A 13,600-nucleotide genomic window follows, 5' to 3' on the forward strand; every position below is an offset into this window, starting at 1 on the left:
CAAAGCTGCTTTTATCAAAACTAACATTACTGATGCCAGAACTACTTATGCCAAATCCCTTTGATTGCCTCCCATTGCTGAGTAAATATTGAGTCATTGCCGTTGGTGGATTGATTGGCTTTTGGCAATATGTGCTCGTAATAAGTACCTTTAAGAAGCTTAGTTAATAGACCTTCGCCGATGAAACCTTTACCATCATTGAGTGTATTCGCGGCTTTCAATAATTGACGGATATCGTATTGTAATGGGTTTATATCGGGGACTTGTTTTTGCACATTTATTAGCTCATAAACTGCGACACGAGCAGTACGAACAGAGCTCTCCATGGTAAATACCACATCATTATGTGTCTCGACGAACTGACCGACTAGACCCATATTGACACAACCATCAGGGACTATCTCAGGACGATCGCCTTTAGCACGGGGCATAAACATCGAGGTGATGTAGGGCATATAAGCCGTTCTGACGATGGTATTGGCCATGATATTCTCTATATCATCGAGGATGCCAAGGTGATGACAGAGTTCGCTCAAGATCTCTTTGCCTGTACATTCTGGGATGGGTTTTTTGACATAATTGCCTTCTTTATCCATAAACAAGGCATATAGCCATACGACTAACGTGTCTTTTGGCTGATCAGGGAAATGCGGTTGACGGTTACAAGTAAAGCTCATCAACCAGTTTGAATCCGTAATGGTAATGATACCACCGGTCACTGTTTTACCCGTATAAGGATCGTTGACAGACAGAGTTTTGAGCTTATCAATAAAGGCAGACGGCTGGCAGGTCAACGTCGCCGACATCCAAGCAGATTTATCCACATGCTGATTAAATTTTTCTGGGTGACCAAAGACGGCAGATTGCTTAGCCAGATTATTCCATACTTTCCAACCAGACGATTGCCCCATGCTGTCTTTTGTGAAATCTAGCGTCGGCGCAGTATTATCATCACCATAGCGGGTATCTTCGGTCATGGAGCCAGTCGTCACGATAACGAAATCATTGCTACCCATAGGAATAGTGGTTTGCTCACTCGCTTTCTCCGTGATGATGGCTTTGACCTTTTTGGTGCCTGTTACTTTATCAGCATGCTCAAATTCAATGTCTAAATCGGTAACGAGCGTGTCATACTGAAATTGCACACCTTTATCTTTTAAATAATTTTGTAGTGGCTTAACAAAGCTATCAAATTGATTGTATCTTGGGAATACCAGTGCAGACATGTCGTTTAGACCGTCCAATGCGTGTAAAAATCGATGCGTATAAAGCTTAAACTCAAGTAAGCTGTGCCAGTTTTCAAAAGCAAACATGGTTCGCCAAAATGTCCAGAAGTTACTACTCAAAAAGCTGTCATCAAAATAATCTTCAATAGTGATATCGTCTAGCTCTTCCTTGGGTTTTAATAGCAAACGAATTAAAGCGAGTTGGTTGGTTTTACTCAATCCCAGTTGACTGAAGTCTTTTATCTCGCCTTGCTTATGGATCAGGCGTGCAATAGAGTAATTGGGATCGGTGTCATTTGCTATGCGATACTCATCCAAGGTGCTATAAGGCGCAGGCATTTCAAGAGCGGGGATATCTTGGAATAAATCCCAAAAGTTTTCGTAGGTGAAATCCATTTCACGACCGCCGCGCACCATATATCCCGTTTCAGGATTGCCGCTACCATCTAAGGAGCCACCTGCCACGTCAAGATGCTCTAAAATGGTAATGTTTTCAGCGGATACTTTGCCATCTCGGATGCAGTAATAAGCACTGGCCAAACCTGCAATACCGCCCCCAACAATATAAACCTTACTGTCCTGATAAGCGTCAGTGGGCGTCCCAATATTGCGCTGATAATTACCAATTTGATCAGGGAAGGGTAAGCGCTTGCCTGGTATGTTTGCTACACGAGTTTTACTGGCATCAGGCTGATGGATAAATGTGTCGTGGTCTACCGGATTATTGATTTGAGTCTTTATAATTTTCATAGGTTCATCCTTATTTAGTAAGACTGATATAAAAGGTTATTTGACTAAAATGAAGGGTTTATAGACAGACTATAGGGTGTTTTTATTAAACAATAATGACATCGATCGAAAGTAATATAAGTACTTATTTGCCAAATTATGCGTTATCCATTGGCTAATGGCTGACTATTTATGATGGTTGCTAACCACAATAAATTCTATGCAATTACGTAGGCGCTGTTTCATACGCTCCAGCAACGGCGCAACCTTGATAGCTTTTATTATCATAAGTCAACGTCACCGTAAATTCATTTTGATAGCCATTATCATCGGTACAAATCTGGCTATTTATATTCATAATAATAGGTTTGCCGCTAACGGTACTCACGTATTCCACACCTTCGGCATAGGTCGAACGAGAGACAACGATGGTCGTTGGTTTCAAAAAATCTGCTTCAATGCTAAGTTGGTTACCATCAATTACTGTGCGCCAACTTTTTTCTGTATTACCAAAAGCGGTGAATGCTGATAACGGTTCTTCGGCGCTGGACTTCTCCATGCTTAGCTGTTCGTCAGCGTTCTCTTTTGTCGTGTTGGTAATGATAGCTGTTGATTCTTTTGCCGTGGTTGGTGGATGACTACTACAAGCCATTAGTGAAAGACTGCTTGCTAAGCACAAAGTACTAAAAAACAAAGAGCGCATCGCTTTTCCTTTAATATTTAAAAGAGAAAGACTTTGTGAGCGCCTTTCTTTAGGGTTAGTTGAATAACGGTATGAGCGAGTTATATCAAGCTCTGAGTGTACAACAGACAGGCATTGCAATCAGTGATAAGTGACGGTGATCCGCGACATTATATAAAATACAAACACGCCCTCTATATTAGTATTATTAATATAACATATGTATAAAATTTCACAGTACAGAACAATATAAACTTGGCAGACTCTATAATCATAGAGATATTGATGACATAAATAGAAAAATTAGAGACTGACTTTAATATGAAGAAGCCACTTAAAAAAATAAGTGGCTTTTTTGTACCTTGCAATGGCTGATAGTACAGCTATGCGCTCAATAAGCTGCATGATGTTATTGATGATAAAAAGAGAGCAGCGCTAAATGAGTACAAGGTTGTATCTATCAACGGCAAGCTAATAGTTGTTAATTAAAAGGTACTGGTCAACAGATAAGAAAACAAAACTTTTGTCATCATATTGTCATGATGGCATCGTATCCTTGAGCGCACTATAAATGGTGGTTGCGTATCACTGATGTCTTTATTTATTAAGTGATGCATTGATGATGGTAGATGCATCAATATAAGGTTTCTCTATGAGTGTTGCTGGTCGGCTTGGTAGTATTTCCACACGCATGCTGATTATTCTAGCATTGGCTTTTTTACTAATTATCCTGATGGTGTACTGGGTCATCGAAACCCAAGCTAAGCCGCGCATACTGGAGATGACCTCAGAGATAGTAGTTGAAACGGGTAACGAAGCCATTAATAGCATTATGGCGAATATCAGCCATGTCGACGGACTGGCAAAGGCAACCAGTGCGATGGCGGGCGGCTTGCCAAAAGAAGACAGCCTTTATAGAGAAACCTTTGGCAATCTTATGCAACAAACCGATCAACGGATTGTGGGCGGCGGCGTGTGGTTTGATCCAAATATGTACGCTCAAAACCGAGAGCGCCAGTCGTTTGTGTGGGCGCGTGATGACGCAGGCAACATGCAGCCGTTAGAGCAGTATAATCAAGTGCGCCAAACGCCGAATCCTTATTATCGAGAGTGGTAGTACATTCCTGCGATGTACGCACGCCATGACCACTGTGTCTGGAGCCGTGCGTATGTTGATCCGCAAAGCAATCAGCCGATGATGACGTGTGCCAAGGCATTGTATGACAGTCGCAATCAGGCTTTTGATGGGGTAGTGAGTTTTAATCTGCTATTAGATAACCTCGATGAGGCTATGAAAAAGTGGCAAGATAAGCTGGGTGGTTATGTCTTTTTGGTAGACTTGGACAATCGATTTTTGACCTTTCCTGATCAATCTATGGTCACGCAAGCGACTGAAGATAATCCCCAAGGAGAAATGGTAACCGCGCATCAATTGGCCGAAAACAACCCTAGCTTCGCCCCTATTGCGGATAGCCTAGATAGCATTAATCAAACACTCATCGATGAGGCTGTTACCAAAGATGAGAGTCGTTATACGCTCGCGGCACGTAGTATTTTGAGTACGACCAATCTGAATAAAATCAGCGAACAAGAATCCAAGTTGCTGTCAGCATTGCTGCTATTGAATATTGACCAAACGTTTAATCTGGTAGACAGTCACTTGATTGAGACCATCGCTGTGCCCAATGATTTTGTGTTGCAGCAGCCCGCCACCGCCTTTGTGTTTCGCATGCCATTTACCTATTGGAAGATGGTCATCGTCAAGCCCAATAATGACATGATGAGCGTGGCAAATGCGTTGTCAAACCAGCTGATTCAAACCATGCTACTGGGTTTTATTCCTATCCTGTTGTTGACCGCGTGGGTGTTCCGTCGCTACTTTACACGACCACTAAAATACATGGCACTAGCAGTGGCTGATATGGGTGCATTAATTGAGCAAAAAAAATATCAACAATTAAGCGCCCTTAAACTGCCGCACTCAAATGTCAGCGAGATTCAAATCATCAGCGAGCAGACCAACCAATTGATTGACCGCGTCGTCGAGAATGAAGGCGCGCTTGCCGAAATCAATGTCCATCTAGAAAAGCAAGTCGCCACCCGTACGCAAGACTTGCAGCAAGCCATGGATGAGTTAAAAGCCTCACAAGTGCATCTGGTACGTTCCGAAAAAATGGCGACATTAGGTCAAATGGTGGCGGGCGTGGCGCATGAGGTCAACACACCGCTGGGCTACGTGCGAAGTAATATGGAGCTGGTCGGTGATAATCTCGTGCGTTTTGATGAATTGCTACAGCATACCGATCAATTATTGCAGGCGTTAAAAGCGCCAACTATCAATCAAGAGCAAGTCAAGATACTGATAGAAGAGACTTTACAATGCTGTGAAGAGATTAAAGAAGATGAAGTCAGTGAAGATTTGGCAGATTTAATCAAAGATGGATTGTATGGCGTCGACCAAATTGCTGAACTGGTCGTCAGCTTGCGCGACTTTTCTCGACTAGACGGATCCAAAGTAAAAGATATCGATATCAATGATTGCATTAATACCTCATTGATTATGGCTCGCAATAATTTAAAAACCTTAGACGTCAATACCAATCTAGCCGAGTTGCCACTGATTCAATGTAATCCTTCACAAATTAACCAAGTATTACTAAACCTATTTAATAATGCCGCGCAAGCCATGCCGCCAGATCATAAAGGGACATTGCAAGTCAGCTCGTCTGTCGATGCGGCGCAGCAATATATCGTGGTACGCATTATAGATAATGGTGTCGGTATCGCAGAGCATATTTTAACGCATATCTTTGAGCCGTTTTTTACCACCAAAAAAGCAGGCGATGGCACAGGGTTAGGATTGGCCATTACGGCACAAATCATCGAACAACATGGTGGACGCATTGAGGTTAGCTCAATCGTTGGCGCGGGCACGACGTTTACCCTCATGCTACCGATACAGTCTATCGTTCATGAAAAGAAACCTGCGCAAGTCTTATTTGAAAGTTGAGAGACTTCCAACCATTTATTTAAAGAGAGCGTCATGCAAAAACCAAAAATCGCTTTTATCGATGATGAGCCGCGTATCTTGCGCAGCTTAAAAATGCATTTTCGCCAGTCACATGATGTATTTATTACTACCGATGCCACTGAGCTAATGGAATATGTTAGCCGGAATGAAGTACAAGTGGTCATCAGCGACCAACGCATGCCAGATAAGCAAGGTATAGAAGTATTGAGTGACATCAAAGCAGCTTCACCAAATACTATTCGTATCTTGTTAACTGGTTATGCGGATCTGAATGCCGTGATGGATTCTGTGAATGAGGGCGAAATTTATCGCTATATCACTAAGCCATGGCAAAATGATGAACTTAAAAAAATCGTTAATAAAGCCACAGAAATTGCTCAGCAAACGCAAGAAATCACACAAAACACTATGAAAAATGATGCAACTCAAAACCGTGTTAATAGTGGCACGGTTAGCAATCGCCATATATTGGTACTAGACGATGATGAGAGTGTCTATCAACAAATAAAAAGTCATTTTAAGAGCGCTTATACCGTGAGCTGGGCGAGTAACCTTGAACAGGCCGCAAAGTTATTACAAAAAAAACGCTTTGGTGTCACGATTACAGATTCGACGCTCAATAAAGAAAATATTACGCCCATCGTTTATGCCTTAAAAAATATCCAGCCAGATATGATGGTTCTGATGTTGACTGAATTCAAAGATGCTCATATGGTCATTGATTTAATTAACAAGGGTCAGGTATATCGCTGTCTACCACGTCCGACTAACTTTTCTATCATGAGTATCAGTCTTGATCGGGCTTTTGATCATCACGAAAGATTGGTGCAGCAGCCGATACTGGCAGCTCGTCATCATGTTGAAGAGGTGCCGGAGTCAGAAGCTTTCAACTTTTCTGAAAGGCTAAAAGGTTTCTTTGCTAAATTCAGGGGTTGGCGCATTAGTAGGTGAAAAAATAGGGCACGCTAAAAATGCCCTATCCATAATTTAAAATATCATTGCCTCCTATGTACATGAGAGACGTTTTTATTGCTCGTGATTCATTTGCTCGTGGTTCATTTGCTCATGGTTCATTTGCTCATGGTTCATTTGCTCGTGATTCATTTGCTCATGGTTCATTTGCTCATGGTTCATTTGCTCATGGTTCATTTGCCCGTGTCCACCATGCATATTGGCCATGACCATCGGCACCGCTATGACGGCTAAGCCAGATAGCGTCATGATTGCGCCATTCACTTGCCTTAGGCGTAAACGCCCGATTTGATTGCGCATCCAGTTGACCGTTTCGTGCGTGGCGACGAGCATGGGTACGGTTCCTAGACCAAAGACAAACATTAATACGGCACCTGTGAGCGGGTCATGACCGACGACCGCAATAAGTAATGCGCCATAAACGAGACCACAGGGTAAAAATCCCCATAATAAACCTGCCGTCAATGCTCGAGGAAAGGTGTTTAAGGGGAATACTTTCTGCCGAAGAGGTGATAAAGCTTGCCAAAAATGCATACCAAGACGTTCAAGCTTGTTCAAAAAAGGCAACCCTAGCATGGTTAATCCGACAAATACCAAGACCAACCCTAGTAGAATGCGAGGTGTGCTATTGCCAACCATCAGAGGGGTTAATACCGTAGTGCCAATCACTCCAGCAATTAAGCCCAATAGGGCATAACTGAGTAAGCGTCCCAAATGGTAAGTCGCAATGAGGCCGCGTTTTTTTGCTGGACTGGTTTCTTTCATCGATAGTCCGAATGCGGTGACGATACCGCCACACATACCTAAGCAATGCGGCGAACCAAAAAATCCCATTAAGAATGCTGCAATTAATAGTGCCATAGTCATGAAAGTGCTTCCTATAATATAATACCAAATCCAAAAATACGATTAACTTTATTAGACTTGCTAAGCCTGTTAGCGGTCATAGTCAAAAAAGTTATCCTTATTATTCTAATTTTTGGAAATGGTATAAGAGAAATAAAGTCAGTTAACAATCTATCTTAATGACACCTAAAACTTATAGTTAACACCTACATAGAATGAGCGACCCGCGCCAGGAACGGCAGTACCCCAGTTAGAACTGTTGCCTATTTCGCCATTCATCGACATGGTTTTGCCTTGTCCCATGTATGCGCCCCCTAGAGGTAGGGCATAGTTTTTATCGAATACGTTATCGATACCAGCCTCAATTGCTACCTCTTTAAACTGATAGCCTGTACTGAGATTTAAGAGACCATAACCCGCCGTTTTAATTTCGTTACGAGGGGTTGAGATATCATTTTTAGCCGCGACACCCACCACTTCAATTTGGTTTGTCCAACCATTATTTTCCCGATTCAGGGCAACACTGCCATTGAATGGCATGATGTTATATAAGTCTGAGCCGCTGTCTTTATTTTCCCCTTTGGTATAGCTTAAGGAGCCTACCATATTCCAGTACCCCCAAGCATTTGCTGCCAGCTGCCGATTGGCTGAGATATCTATGCCATATATCTCAGCATCTTGGTTGGTATAGCGCAGCACATTATATTGATTCGTTGTTTGAGTGCTAGCTGCTGTGTTTGCCATGGGGTTCCACTGTACGGCATCGACATAGTCATCAATTTTTGAATAGTAAGGCGTGGCTTTAACGCCCCAGCTATCATCAGCACCGCGCCAGTCTAGGGTGGCAGATAGGGTGTTGGATTTTTCAGAACGCAGATTAGGATCACCAAAATAGCCATTACCGTCACCAACGGTATTATTCATGATGGCCGCCATTTTCCAAGTGGACCAGGTATAGCGTTCATATAAGCTTGGCGTGCGCTCTTTGTGCGATAGACCTAAGGCTAGATTTTTTTGTGAATCAATGTCGTAGCGTGCGAGTGCAGTAATATCAAAGTTGTTATCGGTGGTTCGGCGGTCACTGGCATTAAAGTTAGCGCTATCTCGCAGCTGATTGGTCATATTGTTTTGACCATCGATTTGATAGCCATGTACTTCATCAGCACTGGTACGTACGTTTTCATAGCGAGCGCCAAGCTGGGTGCTCCAGTCAGGCGAGATGTCTTTTTCCCATTCGCCATAGATACCGATACGCTGACGCTGACCATTGTTGATATTTTGAAAGTCGTTTGGCGACATCATACCGTCGCCAGATGCCGCCCACGTGTCATCGAGAGTGTAGTCTTGATATTCAGCACCTATATTGAGCGTGCCTTGGTTGGTTAAATCAATAATACCTTTAAGATTGGCACCGATGGTCTCGCTACTGGTGTACATCGGCATACCTTTGGCATTACCATATAAGAACTGTTTGTCTTCCCCAAAATTCATATAGTGATCGACATCTTCATGATAGGCCTGTGCTTCTAGCTGCCCCCAATTTAACTCGCTTTTGTAGCGCAAATTAATGCGGTCAAGCTGATTGTCGAGCATGTCCATCCGCTGATTTGGATATAACTCTTTTGGGACGTTTTGCCACAGATAAGTTCCTTGTAGCAGATGATTGCCGTTCTTATAAGCCACATCTACTGACTGGTTTTTGCTTTCATAGGCGGTTGAACCAACTTCGTCTTTCGCTAAGGTTTTACCAGCGTTCCCTGTCTCTGTATAAGATTTAAAATCACCACCAGCTTTATAATTATCCGCCTGCGCAAAGCTGCCTTTATAGGTGAGGCTAAGCTGCTCGTTTGCTGCTGTGGTAGATACATTGGCACCATAAGCGTCACCATTACTACGATAAAATGTGCCAATTTCACCTGAGGTTAATATGTCGCTATCCGTTGAAAACATAGGCTCTGCTGTTTCGACAACGATAGTACCGCCAATACTATTACCACCGACACTCACAGGCGTCACACCTGCATAGACGGTTGTCTTCTCTATAGCGCTTGGCGCAATATAAGACAAGGGTGAGTTCATACTGTTTGGACAGGAGGCGATTGAGTCAACGCCATCCACTAAGATACGCAGACGGTTGTCCGCCAAGCCTCTTATCACGGGCAGGTTTGAGATACCACCGGCACTTTGTACATTTAGACCGGGTATTTTTGTCAGTATAGTGGCTGTATCACTGCTTGCCACTTGTTTGCTGCTAATAAATTTTTGATCAAGGGTGGCGGCTGTCCCAAGTGCATTGGTACTAGAGCGCTTATCCGCTGCTGTCGCATAAACGACGATTTCTGGCAATTGAATATGTGGCTCATCATCAGTAGTAGGCATGTGCGCCTTTACGGTTGTGGAATCCGCATAAGCGCTACTGATATGCAATAAAGACAAAGCTAAAACACTTAGTTTTAAAATAGGTACAGCATTCATTGATGAAGATAACATCTTACTTTCCTAGAAATTCGCAAAAATATTTTATGAAATCGGTTATTCAGTTTTTACTAAGAGGCAATGTAAGCCAAGGTAAGCCAAGCCATTTATGGACTTAGACTAGGTGCTTACTGAATATTTTCCGATATAAATAGATAGCATTTTGAGCACAATATTATGAGCACAGTTTTGAGCGCAATGTTTTAGGCAAACGCATACAAGTGCCTCAATCAGAGCGTCAAATGAGCGCGTTGATTGAGAGCCTTGTCACTAATGCTCTAGGGCGTGTCCCCAATTCAATCGATTACTTTCGAAATGGGCTAAAAATGGCTAAATTTTGCCAAACATCGTCAAATAGCTTATTAATATCTCGATATTATTTGCGCTACTTTTCTTGTTTGACGGCAATTTATCTCATGTTTATCACCATTTTTAAAATGAGGACACGCCCTAAAAATATTGGACTATAAATGTAGATAGTTATGTGGGTGTGACTGGAGGAGCGCGTGCGAGGGGTCGTAAAAAATTACTAGGAGAGTAGGTATGTGAGCGATACAAAAACGTAACTGAGACAGTAGACAGCTCAATCAAAGCCGAGTCAGTATGTGTAAAAGCGACTGGCAATAGTGCCGCAGACATGGCAGTGCAAAGGTCACAGCCAGTGTATTTTACGGTATCAGGGTTAGATTCAGAGCTTGCAACCTTATCTTTGCTATATAAGGCTTCCTGCGAAGGTGCGGCGTCAACCGTTATAACTGGCTCAACGGTCGCAGGCGATGTTAAAGATAAGGATGCATTATGATGAAGTAAATGACGAGCGGCACTATCAATGGGTATGTTGTGATTCGTTTGCGCAATATCAGTCTGTATTTGCTCATACTGCTTAGCTGCCGATACAATCGGTGCAAGCTCTGAACAGATACCATGACCTAAGTGGGCATTATCATCCCATAGAGGTGTGAGCAACAGCGTGATGTGCATGATCCAAGCAAAACACGCGACCAACATGCCGAACCACATCGTTACCGGTGATGAATATCGTAAAACAAGCTTACGGCGCTTAGTAGACATGATAGGGTCATCGTATTACCAGCATGCTGATGATGCATAGGTAACATTTATAAGTAAGGAGGTGTGCTAACTTAAAACGTCAGTTTAAAGCATTTTAGAAAGAATACTTAACAAAATAGACATTATCATTAACAATGCCATTCTAAGACAAGGGGTATGCTCTTTACAAGTCTTGTATAGAGATATATCGGGCATTCTAGAGAAGTCGGTCACAGCGTCGTCATGTTTGCTCAGCCTGCTATTTGCCGTATTATACTTTGCTGTACTTATATTCATCTTGTACTGAGAAGGTTAGATGACTGAAGTAGCTAGACGATAGCCAAGTAAATGGGAAAGAGCTAATAAAACCCAGCGGAAAAGATAGGCTAATGTAATGCGGAGTGCGATTTTTTGTTTTACGCGACCAATATTGATGGTGCTAGCGACTTAAAAATAGTGAAATTTTTCGGTAAAAAAGAACAATTTAACAACTATTGCTCTCTATATTGTTTTTCTCGATAATATCGATTTTTCTCTCTAATTCTATAATCTGTAACTTACAGCTCTTATAGTGATCTTCTTGATTGCCCTCTATGTCCTTAAGGGTTCTTTGATAGATACGGTTGTACAGTGAGGTTAGGGCTTTTTTAATTGTTTTGATTTCTTTCGAGGATAAATCCATTTGTTTATCAAAATCAGGTGCTTTTATTTTTGCACATAGCTCAAAAAGTGCGAGATTAAAATCTTGATAGTATTGCTGCACTGAGTTTTCTTTTGATTGATCGCTATACTGGATGTTTTTTTTCATCAGAATGAGCAAAGCACTATCAATCAAGTTTTTTTCATAATCTGTCAAACATAAGTAATGGTTCATTACATCGATTCTCAGTTATTTAAAAATTGCTATTCAGAAAGCCATCAGTTGGCTACTTTAAAAAAATCCCAACGCCAACGACTCTTGCAAAATACTTATCTAGTCTGCTTAGTTTGGTCTTTACTCTTTAAAAGACTTTATTGTGATGCGGCATATCGTTAATGGCTTTGAATAATCAACGCATTTTATAGGGTGGAAATGAAAGTATCGTGACAACGTCTACGCTTTATAAAAAATATGCCAAAGCCAGTCACCCTAAGCTATATATAAGATATCTTTTCATTTACCATTACTTGCCCGTCTAGAAAAGCGCCAATATGACGCTTATAGCGTACCACTTAAGAAACCTTCCCTCATTAAGGTTACCTTTCTTTAATCTTCATAAATCTACTTAACGTTTGAATCATTTATCATTCTCGTTGTCGATAGAGCAAATTTTTATCACGATGCTTTTTATCACGTGAATGCTTTACTCGATATTGAGTAAGGCAGTTTCAACCACAACTCATAACTAATATGACTTTATACGAGAAAAAATAATGAAAAAAATAATGATAAGTTCAATTCTAGCCATTACTGCTTGCTTCACAATGGTTAGCCAAGCAAGTGCTGCGCCGCAAATTGCTAAACATCATGTTGTTAAAGTGAAGCATCAAAAGGTCAATGCAAAGTTTGATAATAAACATCAGCATGTTAAGAAAAAGGTAGTAGTGTCAAAGCATCAATCAAAAAAACCAGCGGCTCATCTCAAAGCAAAAAGCAAGTATCAAGCTAAGCATACTCATGGACATCGTTCTTAATCGTTCAGCTGACTGATATAAAAATAGCGCCCATATTAGGCGCTATTTTTTTGTTTCGTTGTTATGTAATAAATGCTATGTGACGAAAGCTATGTAACAAGGCTATATGATAAAGGGCATGTCACAAAGATAATCACTACTGACTGTTTAAAGTAACCGTCTTAGTAGTACCATTACTACTAGGCTGACTCAGTGTCACTTTGCTTGCTAAGATATCACCTTTGGCATTGATCTTGTAGCATTCTGATGAAGTGCCTGCAGGGTCAAAGCTGAGTAATAGATTGCTTGAGGTTTCTATACAGAACCATGCGGTATTATTCGTATCACGCGATAAAGACCAGTCTTGGTTATAAGTCCCTATCTTGTTACGCATGCTGCTATTGGCATAGACATTTTCCGTCAGTAGTTTACTAGAAGCGCCCACTGTCGCCATTTTAGGAATGGTGGTCGTCTGGTTAGATAGTGAGTATTTACCTGTACCGTCTGTAAAACCATGGAATATCAGTGGATTCAGGGTGAAGTAATTGATAGCGACTGATTGATTGGTGATTTGATTATTCATCTTATTGATGGTGTTTATTTCGGTACCTAGTACAGACTTATTATTAAATACCATACTGCCTTTAGGCGTCACTTGAATCTCTGCTGACACGCTTTGACTGCCGACAACTGCAGCTAATGTATCACTGCGTTGTTTGGTATAGATGTTGAGCATGGCAGTCTCAACAGGGTATTGAGTGACGATGCCATTGACATTGTTGTTTTGACCCGTGTTCCCTGTCATTCCACCAGCACAGGCGCTTAAACCCAGTCCTGCTGAAATACATAAACTTAGTGTCTTCATTATTTTGTCCTCAACTTTTAAATGTATGATTTGATATCTACTATAATCGAATTTTTAAACAATGACATCTG

At 41.6% G+C, this 13,600-nt stretch carries 11 protein-coding genes; 4 read left to right on the top strand and 7 right to left on the bottom strand.

Annotated elements, in window-relative coordinates:
- Positions 1–41: 41 nt before the first annotated feature.
- Entirely contained in the window at positions 42–1,976 is a 1,935-nt protein-coding gene (locus JMX82_RS07090) for an oleate hydratase (RefSeq protein WP_201540017.1), read from the bottom strand.
- 205 nt (positions 1,977–2,181) lie between these two features.
- Positions 2,182–2,658 (bottom strand): hypothetical protein, encoded by a 477-nt coding sequence (locus JMX82_RS07095; RefSeq protein ID WP_201540018.1) that lies wholly within the window; start codon positions 2,656–2,658, stop codon positions 2,182–2,184.
- A 631-nt stretch (positions 2,659–3,289) separates the two neighbouring features.
- Here JMX82_RS07095 and JMX82_RS14240 point away from each other — a divergent pair.
- Genes JMX82_RS14240 through JMX82_RS07105 form a run of 3 tightly spaced genes read left to right on the top strand, consistent with a single transcriptional unit; the run spans position 3,290 to position 6,619 of the window.
- On the top strand, positions 3,290–3,754 hold the full coding sequence (locus JMX82_RS14240) for a hypothetical protein (RefSeq protein WP_227676439.1): 465 nt from the start codon (positions 3,290–3,292) through the stop codon (positions 3,752–3,754).
- A 12-nt stretch (positions 3,755–3,766) separates the two neighbouring features.
- Complete coding sequence (locus JMX82_RS07100; protein ID WP_227676445.1) at positions 3,767–5,647, top strand: PAS domain-containing sensor histidine kinase; 1,881 nt, start codon at positions 3,767–3,769, stop codon at positions 5,645–5,647.
- Positions 5,648–5,680: 33 nt separating this feature from the next.
- Entirely contained in the window at positions 5,681–6,619 is a 939-nt protein-coding gene (locus tag JMX82_RS07105; protein WP_201540019.1) for a response regulator, read from the top strand.
- Positions 6,620–6,694: 75 nt separating this feature from the next.
- On the opposite strand, the gene JMX82_RS07110 is transcribed toward JMX82_RS07105, so the two are convergent.
- From JMX82_RS07110 to JMX82_RS07125, 4 genes are all read right to left on the bottom strand, one after another.
- Entirely contained in the window at positions 6,695–7,507 is an 813-nt protein-coding gene (locus tag JMX82_RS07110) for a sulfite exporter TauE/SafE family protein (protein ID WP_201540020.1), read from the bottom strand.
- A 165-nt stretch (positions 7,508–7,672) separates the two neighbouring features.
- Positions 7,673–9,976, bottom strand: coding sequence for a TonB-dependent receptor (locus JMX82_RS07115; RefSeq protein ID WP_201540021.1), 2,304 nt, complete (start codon positions 9,974–9,976; stop codon positions 7,673–7,675).
- A gap of 465 nt (positions 9,977–10,441) precedes the next feature.
- Positions 10,442–11,032: a hypothetical protein gene (locus tag JMX82_RS07120; protein ID WP_201540022.1), complete on the bottom strand. Its 591-nt coding sequence runs from the start codon at positions 11,030–11,032 to the stop codon at positions 10,442–10,444.
- Between the two features lie 463 nt (positions 11,033–11,495).
- Positions 11,496–11,885: a hypothetical protein gene (locus tag JMX82_RS07125; RefSeq protein ID WP_201540023.1), complete on the bottom strand. Its 390-nt coding sequence runs from the start codon at positions 11,883–11,885 to the stop codon at positions 11,496–11,498.
- 539 nt (positions 11,886–12,424) lie between these two features.
- Here JMX82_RS07125 and JMX82_RS07130 point away from each other — a divergent pair.
- On the top strand, positions 12,425–12,685 hold the full coding sequence (locus tag JMX82_RS07130) for a hypothetical protein (RefSeq protein ID WP_201540024.1): 261 nt from the start codon (positions 12,425–12,427) through the stop codon (positions 12,683–12,685).
- A gap of 136 nt (positions 12,686–12,821) precedes the next feature.
- On the opposite strand, the gene JMX82_RS07135 is transcribed toward JMX82_RS07130, so the two are convergent.
- Positions 12,822–13,529: a hypothetical protein gene (locus JMX82_RS07135; protein ID WP_201540025.1), complete on the bottom strand. Its 708-nt coding sequence runs from the start codon at positions 13,527–13,529 to the stop codon at positions 12,822–12,824.
- Positions 13,530–13,600: the final 71 nt, after the last annotated feature.

The sequence above is a fragment of the Psychrobacter sp. 1044 genome, assembly GCF_904846525.1.
GTDB lineage: Bacteria > Pseudomonadota > Gammaproteobacteria > Pseudomonadales > Moraxellaceae > Psychrobacter.

Bases quoted from the DNA above. Each gene is read 5' to 3' on its own strand.
- JMX82_RS07090 (WP_201540017.1), bottom strand. From the start codon at position 1,976: ATGAAAATTATAAAGACTCAAATCAATAATCCGGTAGACCACGACACA.
- JMX82_RS07095 (WP_201540018.1), bottom strand. From the start codon at position 2,658: ATGCGCTCTTTGTTTTTTAGTACTTTGTGCTTAGCAAGCAGTCTTTCA.
- JMX82_RS14240 (WP_227676439.1), top strand. From the start codon at position 3,290: ATGAGTGTTGCTGGTCGGCTTGGTAGTATTTCCACACGCATGCTGATT.
- JMX82_RS07100 (WP_227676445.1), top strand. From the start codon at position 3,767: ATGTACGCACGCCATGACCACTGTGTCTGGAGCCGTGCGTATGTTGAT.
- JMX82_RS07105 (WP_201540019.1), top strand. From the start codon at position 5,681: ATGCAAAAACCAAAAATCGCTTTTATCGATGATGAGCCGCGTATCTTG.
- JMX82_RS07110 (WP_201540020.1), bottom strand. From the start codon at position 7,507: ATGACTATGGCACTATTAATTGCAGCATTCTTAATGGGATTTTTTGGT.
- JMX82_RS07115 (WP_201540021.1), bottom strand. From the start codon at position 9,976: ATGTTATCTTCATCAATGAATGCTGTACCTATTTTAAAACTAAGTGTT.
- JMX82_RS07120 (WP_201540022.1), bottom strand. From the start codon at position 11,032: ATGTCTACTAAGCGCCGTAAGCTTGTTTTACGATATTCATCACCGGTA.
- JMX82_RS07125 (WP_201540023.1), bottom strand. From the start codon at position 11,885: ATGAACCATTACTTATGTTTGACAGATTATGAAAAAAACTTGATTGAT.
- JMX82_RS07130 (WP_201540024.1), top strand. From the start codon at position 12,425: ATGAAAAAAATAATGATAAGTTCAATTCTAGCCATTACTGCTTGCTTC.
- JMX82_RS07135 (WP_201540025.1), bottom strand. From the start codon at position 13,529: ATGAAGACACTAAGTTTATGTATTTCAGCAGGACTGGGTTTAAGCGCC.